This is a genomic window from Alteromonas sp. CyTr2, assembly GCF_947311905.1.
GTDB classification, from domain to species: domain Bacteria; phylum Pseudomonadota; class Gammaproteobacteria; order Enterobacterales; family Alteromonadaceae; genus Alteromonas; species Alteromonas macleodii.
In genome coordinates this window covers 1-17,299 of the sequence record NZ_CAMZMZ010000017.1, presented here as the reverse complement: position 1 = coordinate 17,299, position 17,299 = coordinate 1, and the positions used below count along the sequence as shown (strand labels likewise).

Annotated in this window: 16 protein-coding genes; 10 read left to right on the top strand and 6 right to left on the bottom strand. The window is 46.2% G+C overall.

What is annotated here, in order from left to right; translation table 11 throughout:
• Positions 1–360: 360 nt before the first annotated feature.
• Both QME20_RS10705 and greB read right to left on the bottom strand, forming a co-directional pair.
• Entirely contained in the window at positions 361–2,709 is a 2,349-nt protein-coding gene (locus QME20_RS10705; RefSeq protein ID WP_281715907.1) for a Tex family protein, read from the bottom strand.
• A 178-nt stretch (positions 2,710–2,887) separates the two neighbouring features.
• Entirely contained in the window at positions 2,888–3,373 is a 486-nt protein-coding gene (greB, locus tag QME20_RS10700; protein ID WP_014951337.1) for a transcription elongation factor GreB, read from the bottom strand.
• 174 nt (positions 3,374–3,547) lie between these two features.
• Here greB and QME20_RS10695 point away from each other — a divergent pair, with 174 nt between their 5' ends.
• On the top strand, positions 3,548–3,817 hold the full coding sequence (locus QME20_RS10695; RefSeq protein WP_170826521.1) for a hypothetical protein: 270 nt from the start codon (positions 3,548–3,550) through the stop codon (positions 3,815–3,817).
• A gap of 266 nt (positions 3,818–4,083) precedes the next feature.
• Here the strand turns inward: QME20_RS10695 and fkpA are convergent, their stop codons facing one another.
• The gene (gene fkpA, locus QME20_RS10690) at positions 4,084–4,869 is read right to left on the bottom strand and encodes an FKBP-type peptidyl-prolyl cis-trans isomerase (RefSeq protein WP_014951335.1); all 786 of its coding nucleotides are present in this window, start codon (positions 4,867–4,869) and stop codon (positions 4,084–4,086) included.
• 197 nt (positions 4,870–5,066) lie between these two features.
• On the opposite strand from fkpA, the gene QME20_RS10685 reads away from it, so the two are divergent.
• From QME20_RS10685 to QME20_RS10675, 3 genes are all read left to right on the top strand, one after another.
• On the top strand, positions 5,067–5,999 hold the full coding sequence (locus QME20_RS10685) for a hypothetical protein (protein WP_281715928.1): 933 nt from the start codon (positions 5,067–5,069) through the stop codon (positions 5,997–5,999).
• Positions 6,000–6,008: 9 nt separating this feature from the next.
• Positions 6,009–6,257 carry a SlyX family protein gene (locus tag QME20_RS10680; protein ID WP_156079025.1) on the top strand — a complete coding sequence of 83 codons (249 nt, stop codon included), beginning with the start codon at positions 6,009–6,011 and terminating at the stop codon, positions 6,255–6,257.
• Between the two features lie 282 nt (positions 6,258–6,539).
• On the top strand, positions 6,540–6,698 hold the full coding sequence (locus QME20_RS10675; protein ID WP_012520154.1) for a hypothetical protein: 159 nt from the start codon (positions 6,540–6,542) through the stop codon (positions 6,696–6,698).
• A gap of 22 nt (positions 6,699–6,720) precedes the next feature.
• Here QME20_RS10675 and QME20_RS10670 read toward each other — a convergent pair whose 3' ends face one another.
• Complete coding sequence (locus QME20_RS10670; protein ID WP_281715906.1) at positions 6,721–7,833, bottom strand: DUF748 domain-containing protein; 1,113 nt, start codon at positions 7,831–7,833, stop codon at positions 6,721–6,723.
• Between the two features lie 177 nt (positions 7,834–8,010).
• Positions 8,011–8,217 (bottom strand): YheV family putative zinc ribbon protein, encoded by a 207-nt coding sequence (locus QME20_RS10665; RefSeq protein WP_012520152.1) that lies wholly within the window; start codon positions 8,215–8,217, stop codon positions 8,011–8,013.
• A 118-nt stretch (positions 8,218–8,335) separates the two neighbouring features.
• Between QME20_RS10665 and QME20_RS10660 the strand changes: the two genes are divergently transcribed.
• The 4 genes from QME20_RS10660 to QME20_RS10645 are packed head-to-tail and all read left to right on the top strand — an operon-like array spanning position 8,336 to position 12,118.
• Positions 8,336–10,288 carry an ATP-binding cassette domain-containing protein gene (locus tag QME20_RS10660; protein ID WP_281715905.1) on the top strand — a complete coding sequence of 651 codons (1,953 nt, stop codon included), beginning with the start codon at positions 8,336–8,338 and terminating at the stop codon, positions 10,286–10,288.
• A complete protein-coding gene (locus QME20_RS10655) occupies positions 10,269–10,778 on the top strand; it encodes a TIGR02444 family protein (RefSeq protein ID WP_281715904.1) in 510 nt (169 codons plus the stop codon). The genes QME20_RS10660 and QME20_RS10655 overlap by 20 nt, the downstream gene beginning before the upstream one ends.
• Before the next feature lie 20 nt (positions 10,779–10,798).
• The gene (locus tag QME20_RS10650; RefSeq protein WP_281715903.1) at positions 10,799–11,833 is read left to right on the top strand and encodes a hydrolase; all 1,035 of its coding nucleotides are present in this window, start codon (positions 10,799–10,801) and stop codon (positions 11,831–11,833) included.
• 48 nt (positions 11,834–11,881) lie between these two features.
• Positions 11,882–12,118: a YheU family protein gene (locus QME20_RS10645; RefSeq protein ID WP_061486828.1), complete on the top strand. Its 237-nt coding sequence runs from the start codon at positions 11,882–11,884 to the stop codon at positions 12,116–12,118.
• A gap of 53 nt (positions 12,119–12,171) precedes the next feature.
• Here QME20_RS10645 and QME20_RS10640 read toward each other — a convergent pair whose 3' ends face one another.
• A complete protein-coding gene (locus QME20_RS10640; protein ID WP_131137166.1) occupies positions 12,172–12,726 on the bottom strand; it encodes an outer membrane beta-barrel protein in 555 nt (184 codons plus the stop codon).
• A gap of 857 nt (positions 12,727–13,583) precedes the next feature.
• Between QME20_RS10640 and QME20_RS10635 the strand changes: the two genes are divergently transcribed.
• On the top strand, positions 13,584–15,209 hold the full coding sequence (locus QME20_RS10635; protein WP_156079023.1) for a glucan biosynthesis protein G: 1,626 nt from the start codon (positions 13,584–13,586) through the stop codon (positions 15,207–15,209).
• Complete coding sequence (mdoH, locus tag QME20_RS10630) at positions 15,190–17,181, top strand: glucans biosynthesis glucosyltransferase MdoH (RefSeq protein WP_281715902.1); 1,992 nt, start codon at positions 15,190–15,192, stop codon at positions 17,179–17,181. The genes QME20_RS10635 and mdoH overlap by 20 nt, the downstream gene beginning before the upstream one ends.
• Positions 17,182–17,299 lie beyond the last annotated feature (118 nt).

Below are 17,299 nucleotides of genomic sequence, written 5' to 3'. Positions count from 1 at the left end.
AGGTTAGTGGCCCTTAGCTCATTATGGTTGTCCGAAAGTGCTGCCTAGAAAAAGGCTGTGGTCAAATGAGCAACATTACCTTCGTTAAACGTTAAGGCTCTAAAAGCATGTCAACGGCCTTGTTAAACGCTACCAATATACGAACTTCGGTTTCGGTGTGACCTACACCTCTTCATTATTTCGGTATTCTCTATTTTGGTGCTTTTGGCTAAAGAGTTTTTGGGCACATAAAATTTCTATGCGCCCGAACTAATGTACCACAATCTAATGTAGCAAAAACGGCAGGCTAAATGGAAGCGTGATACAAAAAGGGCCCGTCAGTGACAGGCCCTCTATAAGCAACAGTAAATTCGCTACTGTTTACTTTTTTGCTTTAGCAAATGCATCAGCAAAGGCGTTGCCCATGGCGCTGTTTTGAGGCTGGCTGTTGCGATTGCCGCCACCCTGATTTGAACGAGGGCTTGCTTTTGCGTTAGCACGCCCAGCCCCTTTACTTTGTGGTTTTCCTGCTGCTGGTTTACCGCCTGCATTATTGCTTTGACTCGGTGTATCGCCTAAGCGCATGGTGAAGGAGATACGCTTGCGAGGTACGTCAACTTCAAGCACTTTTACTTTGACGATATCGCCTGCTTTAACTACCTCGCGCGGGTCTGAGATAAACTTGTTAGTCAGTGCTGAAATATGCACCAGTCCATCCTGATGTACGCCTACATCAACGAACGCGCCAAAGTTGGCCACGTTGCTAACCACACCCTCTAAAATCATGCCTGGTTTAAGATCGTTAATGGTTTCAACGCCTTCTTTAAACGCGGCAGTTTTAAACTCTGGACGGGGATCGCGGCCTGGTTTATCCAGCTCTTTTAGAATGTCTTTAACCGTTGGTAAACCGAATGCGTCGCTGGTAAAGGTGTCTGGCGACAGGCTTTTTAGTAGCTCGGTATTGCCGATGATGTCGTTAACCGCAACAGCGGTAGTATCAACAATCTTATCGACCACTGGGTATGCTTCAGGGTGAACCGCAGAGGCATCAAGTGGGTTGGTGCCGTTTACAATGCGCAGGAAGCCTGCCGCTTGCTCAAAGGCTTTAGGCCCTAAACGTTCGACTTTCAATAGCGCTTTACGGTCTGGGAAAGCACCATTGGTGTCTCTGAAATTAACAATGTTATGCGCAAGTGTTTTATTTAAGCCCGATACGTAGCTCAACAGCGCAGGCGATGCAGTGTTTAAGTCAACGCCAACGGCGTTTACACAGTCTTCAATAACACGGTCTAGCGATTTGCCTAACTGGCTTTGGCTTACGTCATGCTGATATTGGCCTACACCAATAGCTTTAGGTTCAATTTTAACCAGCTCTGCCAGCGGGTCTTGCAAGCGTCGAGCGATAGACACTGCGCCGCGGATTGACACGTCAAGGTCAGGCAATTCTTTTGAAGCAAGCTCAGAGGCTGAATACACCGATGCACCCGCTTCACTGACCATAATTTTTTGTGCAGTAAGCTCGCTGTTGTTCTTGAGCATTTCGCCAACGAGTTTGTCTGTCTCGCGCGAGCCAGTACCGTTGCCAATGCTGATTAAATCTACTTTGTATTGCTTGCACAACGTGGTGAGCGTGCGAATAGATTTATCCCACTGATTTTGTGGCGCATGCGGGAATATGGTGTTGGTTGCGACCACTTTTCCTGTGCTGTCTACGACTGCTACCTTAACGCCGGTTCTCAAACCTGGATCTAAACCCATAGTGGTTTTTGCACCTGCAGGTGCAGCCATCAACAGGTCGTTTAGGTTTTTAGCAAATACCTCAATGGCTTCCTCTTCAGCGCGCTCACGAAGGGCGCTGAATAGCTCAGTTTCCATGTGTAACCCAATTTTGATTTTCCACGTCCACTGTACAACTTGAGCTAAAAAGTCATCTGCACCACGGCCGCGGTGCATAATATCGTAATGGCTGGCAATAATATGTTCGCAATGCGACGGGCCGTTGTCTTCTGACTGCGGGTCGGCATCTAGCTGAATGTGTAGCATGCCTTCGTTGCGGCCTCTAAACATCGCCAACGCGCGGTGAGATGGTACGTTCTTGTACTTTTCACTGTGTTCGAAATAGTCTTTGTATTTGGCGGCTTCTTGCTCTTTACCTGATACAACCGTGCTTTTTACATAAGCATTTTCAGTTAAGTACTTGCGCACTTTTGCCAGCAGCGTAGCGTCTTCGGCGAAGCGCTCCATTAAGATATAGCGGGCGCCTTCTAATGCTGCTTTAGTATCTGCAATGCCACTATCTGCGTTAACGTATTCACTTGCTGCACTTTCAGCATCGGTATCTGGGGCAGAAAATAAGGTATCAGCTAAAGGTTCAAGGCCCGCTTCAATAGCAATCTGGCCTTTAGTGCGTCGACGGGGCTTGTACGGTAAGTACAAATCTTCCAAGGTAGTTTTGCTGTCAGCACTGGTGATACTGCTTTTAAGCTCGTCGGTTAGTTTGCCCTGTTCCTCGATAGATTTAAGGATTACATCGCGGCGCTCTTCAAGCTCTCGCAGGTAGGTTAAGCGCTGCTCCAAGGTACGCAGCTGTGTGTCATCAAGGCCTTGTGTCACTTCTTTTCGGTAGCGCGCGATAAAAGGTACGGTAGACCCTTCATCAAGAAGTTTAACAGCGGCAGTTACTTGCGAAGGTTGAACGCTAAGTTCATCTGCAATTTTATTGATAATCATAAGTCGCTCTAAGATACTAAAAATTCGCGTCAGGCAATGGCGAATAAACGGTGTGTGAAAGGCTTATATACACAGCGTCGGTAGTGAAAATAGGAGCGGTGAGTATATCACCGCGGTGTAGGGGAAGTCGTCTGATCATTGTGTTACAAATGGGTGATTAAATAGGGCATATTAGTGCTCACAGTTTGTCTGTTGCGTCGTACCAAATACGGTTTATCCACCACTCTTTCGTGCCCGTCTCGGTTTTTACAACAAACTCATCGTCTTCTTCTTTGCCAAGCAGTGCTCGCGCCATCGGAGAGTCGATAGAAATGTAATCCTTTCGGCCGAAAATTTCGTCGTAGCCCACGAGCCTAAGTTCCATCACCTTGCCCGCTTCGTTTTCAATTTCAACCCAGGCACCAAAGAAGACCTTACCCTCTTGCTGTGAATCGTAGTCCACAACCTTTAGGTTTTCCAAGCACTTGCGAAGGTAGCGTACGCGGCGATCAATTTCCCGTAGCTTCTTCTTATTGTACTGGTAGTCGGCATTCTCGCTTCTGTCACCAAGGCTCGCTGCCCAGGTTACCTTGCGAGTAATTTCAGGTCGTTCTTCACGCCACAAGAAATCCAGTTCTTGTTTAAGCTTTAAGTAGCCCTTTCGAGTGATAAGCGGTGTTTTCACAATGTCCTATAAATAATCCAGCTAATTACCCCTACTTTATGTGGGTAATAAGGCAAAACGCAATCTTTCTGTACGTCAAAAAGTGACAAAAGAGACAGATTGAATAATTATTGAACATAAACCTTTCATTTAGTGTCGTAGTATAAATAACAGTCAAACCATTAGGGGAAATGAATGCGTAACAGGATACCAATGTTGAACCGTCGAAGGTCGGGGAACGATCCGTTCCAAACCAGCGGTACTATCATCGGTTTTATGCTGTTTTTAAGTGGCGCGCTGTTATTGTTGTATGCCTTGCTTGATATCGTTGTTCGCTTAAATAGTATGCAAACCGTGATATATCTTATTTTAGGTTGTGCTATGTATAAGGTGGGTCAGTCTCTGTTAAATCATTTTGCTACGTTTAAGGTACACACAGAAAGACGGCGCGCACCTCAGCGTTAAAACCTTTTGTTTTAAGCACCAAGTTTTAAGGCGAAATTGTTCCAAAAAGGCTTGGAATAGACCGTGAAATTTGGTCGATTTAGACTAAGCTTAGTAGTGTAATTCGAGGCACCAAGCATATTGAATAACCCACTTTACTATTTGGGTACGCGCGTGGTGAAAACCCACTGGCTCGTAGGGAAAAGGTAAGCAAGGATCACGCTGACTCACTAAAACAAAAAAGCCGACGCTATGCGTCGGCTTTCTCTTTTTCTTAAAGCACTAACTTATTCCGTTGGCGCTTCTGCTTCAGGCTTAACCACTTCTAGCAACTCAACGTCAAAGATAAGCGTCGAGTTTGGCGTGATTGCGCCAGTAGAACGCGCACCATAAGCAAGTTCAGATGGGATATGGAAGCGATACTTTGCGCCTTCTTTCATCAATTGAACGCCTTCAGTCCAACCAGAAATAACGCGATTAAGTGGAAATTCTGCTGGCTCGCCACGCTTGTAAGATGAGTCGAACTCTGTGCCATCTAGCAAGGTGCCACGGTAGTGAACTTTAACCATGTCTGTCGCTTCTGGGCTTGCACCCTCGCCTTCTTCAAGTACTTCGTACTGAAGACCAGACTCGGTAGTTACCACACCTTCTTTCTTACCGTTTTCTTCTAGGTAAGCTAGGCCTGCTTCAATATTTTTTTCAGCGGCTTGTTCCGCCATTTCTTGCTGCTTAGCGCGAAGTACTTCTTCGCCTTGTTGAGCGATTTGCTGAATCTGCTCTGGCGTAAACTTAAGGGTGTCGTTTAGACCGTCTTTAAAGCCTTGTTGTAGCGCATCTTGGTCTAATGTTAAACCCAGTTGCTCTTGTTGTTCGGCACGGTTGCTAACGAACAAACCCATGCTTGCGCCCATGGCGTAAGCTTGCTTTTGCGTATCTGTCATTTCTTCTGCTGAAACAGAAGTTGTTTTTGCACTATCAGCGCTTGTAGAAGCGGCCTCATCAGATGTATTTGGCTGGCAAGCGAAAAGGCCTAGCGCAGCGATAGTAGATAAGGCAACGAGCGACTTCTGCATAAAAACGTCTCCATAAATTTTTATCATCATGCGTCTATGTCTATACTGCTGCATCCAAGGCAGTGTGCACGATAGTTAAAGATGCGTGATCCATGCTATGTTAAACCTAGCGTTTACAAAGCGAAACCCATTTGATTATGTTTAGGCCTCAAATGTTCCATAGAATAGCGTTACTCATCGTACTTATAGGTAATTCCATGGGATGCTCTGTCCCTGATACTACGCCAATACAGCAGTGGCGTCATGTAGAAGAAGGCGCCTATGCCGCAGATATTTCTACCGACGGCACGTTAGCGGTGGTTTCTGGCGTGAATAACGGGGTAAACGTATGGCGAATTGGACAAATTGAGCCCCTTTATCACTGGAGCCACCAAGGTGAAGGTGACAACCTGGTCATGTCAGTGCACATTAGCGCCGACAAACGCTATGTTGTGACCGCTGACCGCGAGGCGTTTGCCTTATGGAGTCTGGAGACCGGCGAACCTGAAGGTTTTTGGCGCATCGACGAGTCATCAATTAGAGATGTGGTGGTTACCAATAATGGTAACGGCATACTGGTGGCGCGCTCAAATGGCAAAGTTATGTACTTTGAACCTCGTACTTCGCGTCGACTAGAGTTTTTAGGGCATCAAGAAAAGGTTAACTCCATTGATATTTCCCCTAACGGTAAGTTCGCATTGACGGGGGGCAACGATTACATAGCGTATTTATGGAGCACTGACACTGGGCAAATAATTCATACCTTCACCCACCCCACGCGAGTAACAAAAGTAGCGCTTGATGATGAAGGCCGCTTTGGTTTTACTGCGGACAGCCAGAGCAAGTCGCAAGTGTGGAATGTGCAAACCGGGCAGCCTGTGGCATCCCTCAAATATGCAGCGCGTCAGAAAATCTTCACAGACGTTGAGTTTTCCAAAGATGGTCAGTTTTTACTAACAGGCTCTCCCGCCAGAAAAGTATACCTGTGGGATTTGGAAACTGGCGAGCAAGTGCAATCTATTCAGGTTGCTTCACGAGAGTCAGTTTCACCGCCGACCGCAGTTGTGTATGGCGTCGCCTTCCTCCCCAATGATAATATATTGTCTATAAGCAGTAGTGGCCTTGCCGAAGAATGGCAACGAGAGAGATAGAGAATTTACATGACAGAGAAAAGCGCTGAGCATCTACAACAGCAAATAGATAGCGCCAATAGCTATATTGAAGAGCTTCAAACTAAAGTTGCGTTTCAGGAGCACACCATTGAGGCGCTAAACGATGCGCTGTCTTCGCAACAAAAGCAGCTTGACGATTTAGCCTTTAAAGTACGCCATGTCGTTGACCGCGTTAAGTCTATCGAGCCGTCTAATATTGCTAAGCAGTCAGAAGAAACCCCGCCTCCGCATTACTAGAACAATTGAAGCGCACTAGTAATTGCAACGCGGTATTCATTTGAATCACGTCCATTGGCGATCACACTTATTGCGGGGCGCTCATCGTGGGGAGAGGCCTGTGAAGACATCAAAGGCGCTTCGTTGATGTGCAGTAGTGTTGAAAAAACATCACGCTAGTTCATCTTGTTATGAGTTAGGCGAAGTCTTCATTTAGCCAGAATATACATTTGAATTACACTTGCGCCCCGATACAAAGGCTTCAGCAAAAAGAAGCTTTTTTACTATTTAAGAGAGTGAGTTATGAGCGATTTTGATATGGATGCGTTTGATAGCATCGATTTTGACTCTGTTGAGCAGTCAGTAGCAGAGAAACAGGCTGAAAAAGACAAGCAAGAGAGTCAAGAGATTGAAGGTATGCGCGACGGCGCCAACGACTGTGGCGATAGCTGTACTATTTAAGCGCGCTCAGCGGCGAGGGCTCTTAATTTTCAGAGCCTTCCGGCGCTTCCAACTTATCCAGCTCGAGTCTATCCAACTCTATACTTTTCTCCACATCGCCGTTAAAAGCTTCGATAAATGCATTTTTTAAAATCGCGGTAAATGCCTCCCATGTTTGGGTGTCAGGGCTTGATAAATCGCCTTCAACAGGAATCCGTGTAGCAATTTGGTCTTCGCTTTGGTTTTCAAACAGTTCGGTGACAAACGCGGAGATGGCTTCGATACTGCCTTCAATAAAACCATCGCCGTCACGTTCAATGTCACCCTTCCAAGAAAATACCTCCACATTATGCAAAATGGGTTTGATATAGCCTTTTATTTTCCCTTCATTAGACGCCACTTCAGCCGCAAGCGTGAGGGTACCGGCTTCCAGATCAAACGGTGCGTAGGTATCAAGTAGGTTCTTAAAGTTCACTAGTCCAACGTTGTCAGCTTGAATATCAACGTCAAATGTGGGGGCTGTTGTTGCGGGGTTGAGTTTAGCGTTTAAGGATATCGTGCCCTGCTGTGCCGTTTGTCCTTGCGCTTTGGCCGTTGCTACACGTGAGTCTGACAAGTTATCGCTATTCACCAAGTTATTCACTTCAAGCTGAATATCATGAAGCGCAATGTCGATAGCCGGAGAAGTATCGGGGTTGTGGAAAGCGACTTTTCCTTGGTTAATAGTTAGCTTATCGATGCGTAACGGGAAGAGTTGGTCGGCGATAGATAACCAGTTTTCATCCTTACCAGACTGGCTTCTCTCCTCCGTGTTGCCGTCTACAAAATTAATCTCGGGGGAATTAACAATGACTTTTCCCACCGCTGCACCTTTGAAAAGCTGTGACCATGAAAGCGTAAACTCCACATAGTCAGCTTTAAATAGCGGCCTATCTACTTGCCCGTTCGCCTTATAAAGCAAAACGTGTTCTAAACTGTATGCGCCGCGCCATAGCATTAAATCTACATCGCCCACGCGGCCGTTATACGCTTTTGACTGACTCAGCGTCGTGTTGATGTATGACGCTGCGGCGTAAGGCAAGTAAAGTCTTATGGCAATAAGCGTAAGCAACAAGGCTATAAGGACATAGCAGACACGTTTTTTAGCATGTTTCATATTCACTCCTTTGCGAAGGAAATACAAAAATTATGCCTGAGCAACCTCTTTTGTTAGGTAATGAGGATACCCAGTGTTGGCGTGGCATGAAGAGACGTTTGCAAAAAGCCTGAGCACAGCGTTGTAAGGTGTTACACAGGCTTAACGGTAAGATTTACTGAGACGTGGGTAGGAATGTTAGTGCGGTTTAAAGATGCCAATCACATTTTCGTTTGAGCGTGTGGCGGCACTCACCTTTTCATCAGTTTGCGCTTCATTGTATCCACACGCAACGCACTCCAACTTTTCTACGTTATTTTCAAAATATAACGAAATCGTATCTAGCTCTTGGCATTTTGGGCACGTAGCCCCTGCAACAAAGCGGCGTTTTACACGTTTTGACATACATATACCTTTGGAGAATTTCGCGATTATTATACCTTGAAATGGTAAGTGTTGATCAGCTTTTACCTTAAGTTTTTGATATTATACGCGCCCTAGTTTGTTCCATCACAGGTTACTCATGATAAAGCTTTCAAATGTATCGCTACTTCGCGGTCGAAAAATGTTGCTAGAAGAGGCGTCGGCGCAGGTTTTTCCAGGCCACAAAGTAGCGCTGATTGGCAGCAACGGCTGCGGAAAGTCCACGCTTTTTGCACTGCTGAGAAGTGAGTTAAGTGTCGATGCTGGCGACTGCAGCGTACCGAATGACTGGCGAATTGTAAGCGTGGCACAGGAAACGCCAGCAACTGACCGAACCGCGATAGACTATGTGGTGGACGGTGACAAACATTTACGTAATCTACAAGCGCAATTAGAAGCCGCTGAAAAAAGCGGCGACGGTGTAAAGATTGGCCAAATTCACGGGCAGCTCGAGCAAGCGGGAGCATACGACGTGGAAGCTCGCGCAGCGACCATTCTGTCGGGTCTTGGGTTTACCAATGTGCAGTTAAGCGCACCAGTTAGCGATTTTTCAGGCGGCTGGCGTATGCGCCTAAACCTAGCTCAAGCGCTGCTTTGTCCTTCAGACTTACTGCTGCTTGATGAACCTACTAACCACTTAGACTTAGACGCCGTTATTTGGCTAGAGAAATGGCTTCAACGCTACGCGGGAACGCTGTTGCTGATTTCTCACGATAAAGCCTTTATCGACAACACGGTTGCGCAAATTATCAGTGTTGAACAACAGAAGCTTATCACCTACACCGGTAACTACTCGTCTTACGAAACCCAGCGCGCTGAACGTATTCGCTTGCAAAACATTGAATACGAAAAGCAGCAGCAAAAAGTAGCGCACCTCAATTCGTTTATTACCCGGTTTAAAGCTAAAGCGAGTAAAGCTAAGCAAGCGCAAAGTCGTATTAAGCAATTGGAGAAAATGGAAACCTTGTTGCCAGCCCATATGGCAAGCCCATTTAGCTTTTCTTTTGCGCCGCCGTCGGCACTGCCAAACCCGCTTGTGCAAATGGAAAAGATACAGCTGGGTTACGACGACCATATTGTGCTGCAACAGGTGAAACTCAATTTAGTACCTGGCAGCAGAATAGGTCTTCTAGGTAGAAACGGACAGGGTAAGTCTACGCTAATCAAACTATTGGCGGGTGTGCATGCGCCAAAGCAAGGTATATTTAATACGGCTAAAGGCCTTAAGATTGGTTACTTTGCTCAGCATCAGTTAGAAACATTAGATGCTAACGCTACTCCGCTTCTTCATTTGCAGCGCATTGACGAAAAAGCCACCGAGCAGCAACTTCGCGACTATCTGGGCGGATTTGGATTTAATGGCGATGAAGCGTTAGCGCCCGTGGCACCTATGTCGGGCGGTGAAAAGGCGCGCTTAGTATTGGCGTTAATTGTTTATCAGAAGCCTAACTTATTGCTGCTGGATGAGCCTACCAACCACTTAGATTTGGAAATGCGCCATGCGCTAAATATCGCGCTTCAAGGTTTTGAAGGCGCCATGGTACTGGTCTCGCACGACCGCTTCTTACTCTCCTCGGTATGTGAAGATTTCTATTTGGTAGACAGTGGCGAAGTTGAACCATTTAAAGGCGACTTGGACGACTATCGCGACTGGATTTTAAAACAGCAGGCAGCGGAAAAAGCCAAGGCCAATAGCGACGCCAAAAACGAAGAGCAACAAGAGACTGGCGCGCAGAGTAAGCCGGAACGCAAATTAGATCGTAAAGAAGAAAAACGCCGTGAAGCCGAGTTTAGGCAAAGGGTTGCGCCACTTAAAAAAGCCATTGAAAAACACGAAAAAGCCATGGAGAAGTGTGGTGCTGCTTTGGCTGAGGTGGAAGCGTCACTTGCCGATACTTCGCTTTACAGCGAAGACAAAAAGGCGCAGCTTATGGGCCTACTCGACAAGCAAACTCAGCTTAAGCAACAGCTTGAAGAAGAAGAGATGGCATGGCTAGATGCCCAAGAGCAAATTGAGCTAAAACGAGAAGAGTATGACAAAGCCAACGCCTAATATCGAAAACCGCGCGTTTTGGGAGTATAGCGTTTCTCGCTATACCAAAGGTGATATGGCTCCCCTTGCGCTTTTACTGCAAGACAACCACAAGGTTAATGTAAACGTTCTCTTGCTGATTTGCTGGTGTTTAGAGAATAATGTCATCATTAATTTGCCACAGCTTAAGGCAGTGATTGCGGCATCAAATGCGACCGAAGAAAAGTTACAGTATCACCGTGCAAGGCGAAAGGCTGCGAGCCCCGAAAAAGGCGGAGACCAAGCAGAATATGACGCACTCAAAGCACAAGAGCTAGAGCTTGAAAGACAGCAGCAGCACGATATTGTTGCGTCGTTCAATGAGCAGCCAGTCACGCATCTGGGTCAAGGGCAATCTGTATCGTCTAACGTATTTAACGCGTCTATCGCAGCGTTTATAAATGCATACGGACTGCGAGACAACAACGAGGCGCGCCAACTAGTGAGCCTAGTGGTTAACCAACTATCGTAAAAACACAATAAGAACACAAAATGAGTAAATCAGCGCTATCGCATGGAAAGATAATAAAAAGCAGCTTTAAGGTGCCAGGGTGGGCGAAGAACCGTCATGTGCAAACCATATGGCCGCGTTTTATTCAAAAGCGGTTGCCTTTGTCTTACGACATGGAGCGTCTAACATTACCGGATGACGACTTCGTCGATGTGGCGTGGGGGCCAAAACCCCAGGAAACATCGGGTATCGTGGTGATGTTTCATGGTTTAGAAGGCAGCATTAAGTCGCATTATGCGAACGATATGATGGTTCAATTGTCAGTGAATGGTTGGCAGGTGGTGATGATGCACTATCGCGGCTGTAGCGGCGTGCCAAATTTAAAAGCGCGGGCGTATCACAGTGGAGAAACAGAAGACCCCAGCTTTTTCTTAGAGTGGCTTCACGATAAATTTCCACGAATTCCTAAAGTGGCCATCGGCTTTTCCCTTGGCGGCAACATGCTATTGAAACTGTTGGGCGAAAACCCTGCGCAAAAGTGGCTTAAGGCAGCGATTGCCATTTCTTCACCTCTTAAACTTTCTGAATGCGCTAAATCAATTAACCAGGGTTTTTCTCGCGTATATCAAAAGTATTTACTTACTAGCATGAAGGATACGCTGCGTAAGAAAATGGAGTACATCGATTATCGCAAGCTTATACAGCTAACAAAAACTGATGTGGAAGAGATCACCAGCTTTACCCAATTCGACGAGAAGATCACAGCGCCGCTTCACGGCTTTGCAGACGCTCAAGACTACTATGAAAAGTGTAGTGCGTATCACTTTTTAAGCGCGATCCACTGTCCTACACTGGTATTGCATAGCATTGATGACCCCTTTATGAATCACTTAATTGTGCCTAAGGAAGAAGAGCTTGCGCGCAACGTTACCGTGGAGCTAAGTGAACGAGGCGGTCACGTTGGGTTCATGCAAGGTTCTATATTAAATCCTAAAGTATGGCTGCACGAACGGGTGAAACGTTTTGTAAGTGAAGCCTTACCTGTAAATACTACGTGTCGTTATGTCAGCCGCTAATGTTGATGTTCTAATAATTTACCCAAACGCTTTTTATCAGGAGTGTGAATGATAATCCCCATTGACGCGCTAGAAGCCGATACGCTTTATAGCTTGGCTGAGTCTTTTGTTCTGCGAGAGGGCACGGACTACGGCGCTGAAGAAGTTGCGCTAGATGTGAAAGTGCAGCAAGTGTTAAACAGACTCAAGTCGGGTGAGGCGGTGCTGGTCTATTCAGAGCTTCATGAAAGTGTAGATATCAAAAGAAAAGAAGATATTGAGCCAAACGAAGCTGAAGAACAATAGACACAAAAAAGCCGGGTCGAGCAACCCGGCTACCTACCTGAGGAGAGGAAGGCTTAAAACGCGTAACGTGCAGTTACCTGCATAATGTCTAAATCATCAATGATTCTGTAGTTTGCACCCACAGCCCATTGTGGCGTGATGTAATAGTTGGCGCCTACTCTAAATGTCGCTTCACCATCGTCTACATCGTAGTAGCCAACTTCACCCGCCAGCTCTACCTGCTCTGTGATCATCGAGCGAAGGCCAGCATTAATGCTGTAACCTGTTTCGTCGTTTACGTCACCGTCGATACGCTCTAAGTTGGCACCAAAATACGCGTCTGTTGTCGCGTTAACAGGTAAACGGTAACCCGCACCTAGTGTCAGCATATCAAAGTCAAAGTTGCCCTCTTCAAAGAAGCTATACTCGCCGTTTAGGTACCAGTTGCTATTCAATAGGTATTTACCGTTAACGGTTAAACCGTCTGGTTCAAAAGACTCATTGTCGTCAAAGTCCATTTTGGTGTAACCACCTTCTACGTAACGCCAGTCAGGCTTGTCGGCCATTGCTGTAAGAGGAAGTGTTGCCGCTGTTAGTGCTGCTGCAATAAGTGTGATTGATTTACGCATGTGATAACTCCTTAGTATGTTCAGTAACCCACCTTGTTCACCGAAAACGTTTTCGTTGTTTAAACACGTTCTAGGTACTTTATAAAGCTCTAACCTTTTCATAATGGTTCTAGTCTTTACACAATGGCTCTAGACAGTTTGCAAAACGTGTTGCAAGTCAGTGCTTTACGACACACTGCAAAAGGTTACTCAGTTGATGAGCACAAAGCTAAACTCGCCTTTATGTCATCTTTTTTATTTCCGTTAAGAAATAGTGTCCGATAAATTTATCAACATGATGAATAGCAAAGCGTTTGCCAACTTCGTGAAAAGCGATTAAGCATGTGCAGCGCAATTTATCTATCTAACTAATTAATAAAGATAAAATTGTTACAGGAAAAGTAAGCGAGTGATGCCTCACTAAGTAAAATTACTGAATGGTTTTAAAACCCAAGCATATTGGCACCTTCAACTGTCTCTAAAAAACAACAGTTAACCTTTTGTCTAACTCATCGGACAAATTTACAACAGGGTAATCATGACCGAGTTCTAACAACATGAAATGTAAATTACTGTAAATAAAAGTAATTATAAAAAATATTGCCGCTTTATTCGTGTTGGAACAGCTTTTGCTCAAGTCATTATGAGTTATCCAACGTTCACTCAAGCCATTAGGCAAGGAATTCGGCTTTCGCGATATCCGCGATGCCAGTGAACAAAGAAAGGAATAGAGCGCCTTTCTCGCATGGTTTCAATCAGCCCTTTTTTTAGATTTGCATCTTAAGTAACAGACTCACTGTTAACAGTAATATGTAGCAAGGCAGTAAAAGGGTGTGGTGGCCATCTGGATAACCATTGTTTTCATAAGGAGAGGACAAATGGCTAAGCCAGTTTCAATTTTCGGTAAAGATTTACAAACGAATGTGCGCCAGCGCAACAAGCTGTCACACCTTCTTTTAGCGATGAGCAGTGTCATCGCATTATTTGCGTTTCAACAAGCCGGTGCAGTTGAGGTTAACAACGACAATCAGCCTCAAAAAGCATCGCCGGTTCTTCAGTCAATTATTGATGCTGCACGCCAGTCAGCGACAGAGAGCTACGAGCAGGACGATCACGGGTTAAACAGCAAGCTTAAAGAAATTGACTACACCACGTATCGTTCAATTCGCTTCAAACCCGAGCAGAGTCTTTGGCATGGCGAGAATGACTACGAACTGCAGTTTTTTCACCCGGGTTTTTTATATGAATACCCTGTCACTATCCACACTATTGGTGAAAGCAATAAGCCTGAACGCCTAGCGTTCAACAGTGACATGTTCAACTACGACGGGTCTGCGTCGGGGTTAGCTGGGCTAACGGACGAAAAGTCAGGGTTTGCTGGATTTCGCGTTCACTACCCTATCAAGAACGAAGAGTACAAAGACGAATTTGCTGTATTTTTGGGGGCATCGTACTTCCGCCTTGTAGGTAAAAATCAAGTGTACGGTATCTCTGCACGAGGTCTTGCGATTGATACGGCGCTAGCCAAAGGCGAAGAGTTCCCCCACTTCACTGAGTTCTGGGTCATAGAACCGAGTGAGGGTAAGCCTATTACTGTTTATGCGCGTCTTGAAAGCCCTTCTGTAGCGGGCGCGTACAAATTTGTTATACAGCCTGATATTGATACCAGCGTTAAGGTAGAGAGTTGGTTATTTGCCAGAGATGACGTGAGCAAGCTAGGCATTGCACCGTTTACCAGTATGTTCTTGTATGGCGAGAACACAGAAAAGCGCCATGACGACTATCGTCCAGAGGTGCATGATAGTGACGGTGTACTCATGGTAACTCACGCTGGTGAAGAAATTTGGCGCCCGCTGACTAACCCTGCACGCCTTCAAGTCACGTCACTTAGCGACGCAAACCCTAAAGGATTCGGCATGCTTCAACGCGACGGCGAATGGGATAATTACCTCGACGCAGAGGCCAATTACCATATACGCCCAGGGCTATGGGTGACGCCAGAAGCTGGTTTTGAGAAAGGCCGATTAGAAGTCGTCGAAATTCCGACTAAATCCGAAATACACGACAATATCGTGGCTTTTTGGACGCCTGAAAAGCCATTCAATTCGGGCGAATCACTGTATTTCGCTTACGAGCTTAAAACCGTAGAACAAAATCCGTTTGTTAGTGAACTGGCCTCAGTAGTACGTACCCGCCAAGGCAAGGCTGTGTTGCCGGGTGACGAGTTTAAAAACGACAGTCTAAATACGACACGACAGTTCAGCGTGGACTTCAGCGCGCCTTCTGCCATTGCTTTTGATAACGAGTCGATGAAGTTGGTGGTACAGGGTACTAACGGCACGATTTCTCAGCAGCGACTTTACCCCGTTGCTGATGGACAAGAGTGGCGGGCCACCTTCTTTGTTAAGCCGAAAGAAAAGCAGACGGTAGATATGCGCGCTTACATAGAGAAAGACGGTAAACGTGTGAGTGAGGTTTGGAATTATGTCTACCAACCAAAATAATCGCGCTTGCATAGCGGTATCGGACGAGGCTAAAGCCGTGCCTCAGGTTAAAAGTGATGGCACTGCGCGTGCTTCACACTTCATCTTAAAAGGAGAGCATATGCGTTTGTTTATCATGGCAATGCTAGTTATTCCAAGCACGGCACTGGCCGGTTGGAGTTTGTACGAGATCTTTTTACCTAACGGCCTTACCAACTTAGAGATTGCACAGTTGGGGTTGGGGCTAACCCTGTTCGCATGGTTGTGTATGGCGTTTTGGACAGGCATTATCGGTTTCTTTTTGCAGCTTTTTAACATTGACCCGCTAAGCTTGCGCAGAAATCAACCTCAGCCTGATGCTACTGCGCCATTAACGCAAAAGCACGCCGTGGTTATGCCGGTTTATAACGAAGACACCCGCCGTATCATGGTAGGATTTGAAGCCTGTATTCGCGAGTTGATGGAAAGTGAAAACAGTTCGAAATTCGACTTTTTCATGCTTAGCGACACCCGCGATATGGAAAAAGCGGATGCAGAGCTACGTGCCTTTTCCCGATTGAAGAAACGTTTAGGTGCGTTCTCTAGCCAAGTGTTTTACCGTCGTCGCGAACAGAATCTGCACAGAAAAGTAGGTAACCTCAAAGAGTTTTGTGAACGCTGGGGGGCAAACTACGAGTCGATGATCGTGTTAGATGCTGATAGCGTGATGAGCGGTGAGCGTATGCAAGACTTGGCGCGTCGTATTGAGCAAAACCCTGATACGGCTTTAGTACAGACCATTCCAATGCCGGTACGTCAAAACACCTTCTTTGGTCGTTTTGTGCAGTTTGCTGCTCACCTTTACAGCCCAATGTTGGCGACAGGTCTATCGTTTTGGCAAACAGACAGTGCAAACTATTGGGGGCACAATGCCATTATTCGTATTGCACCATTTATGCAGCATTGCGGGCTACCTACCCTCGAAGGACGCGCGCCTTTTGGTGGTGAAATTTTAAGTCATGACTTTGTTGAGGTTGCGCTACTGCGCCGTGCTGGCTGGCAGGCCTACTTGCTTACAGACACCACGGGCAGCTATGAAGAAGTGCCAAGTAACATTGTTGACTACGCGATTCGCGACCGTCGTTGGGTGCAGGGCAACATACAGCATTTAGGGTTATTGAACGTTAAAGGTCTTAAAATGGCAAACCGCCTGCACTTCTTATTTGGTGCGTTTGCGTACATCTCTTCACTCATACTATTTTGCATGTTGGCGCTAGGTACAGCAGATGCGTTAATTCGCGCCACGTCAGTGCCAGAGTTCTTCGTGTCTGAATACCAGCTGTTCCCTAGTTGGCAGGTAGCGCGCCAAGACATGATGATGGTAACCATGTGGGGTACGGCGGCCTTATTATTCTTGCCTAAACTTCTCGGTATTACTTTAGCTTTAATAAAACGTCGCGGCGAATTTGGTGGCGCGTGGTCTTTGCTTAAAGGGGCAGCAATTGAATTAACTATGGCCGTGCTTATTGCACCGCTAATGATGTTCTATCACAGTTATTTTGTGATTAGCGTTTTTGTTGGCCACTCTGTTAAATGGGAAGCGCAAGAGCGTGAAGGGCGCAAAGTGCCATGGAAAGTTGCAATTAAACACACGCAAATTATGAGCTGTTTAGCGGTAGCGTGGGGCGTAACTACTTTCTACTTCACCCCGTCGCTATTTATGTGGTTGTTACCCGTATTAGTAGGCATGGTGTTAGCGGCGCCGGTTATCCGCTTAACAAGCAGCGATAAACTAGGCATAGCCATGCGTAAGTGGGGCGTGTTTGTCATTGACCAGGAAGTGAATGAGTGTAAAGCACTTAAGCGTTTACGCGTTGCAATGGGGTATTTCGCTATATCACAGCACAAGGCAGAAGTACCTGCGCTTCCTGATAACGTGTGGCAGAGCATGCCAGAGCAAGTACTAAGTCAAAAGCCATTGCCTATGCGCCACAGGCTTCCTAACAGCGCATAATAGACTCACAGTAGATATCAAAACAAAAAACCGCACATGTGTGAAGTGACCCCATTAAGTTGGACTCATTTCTAAGCGGCAACCAAGGTCTGATTTCGATATTGTATCGGACTCAGGC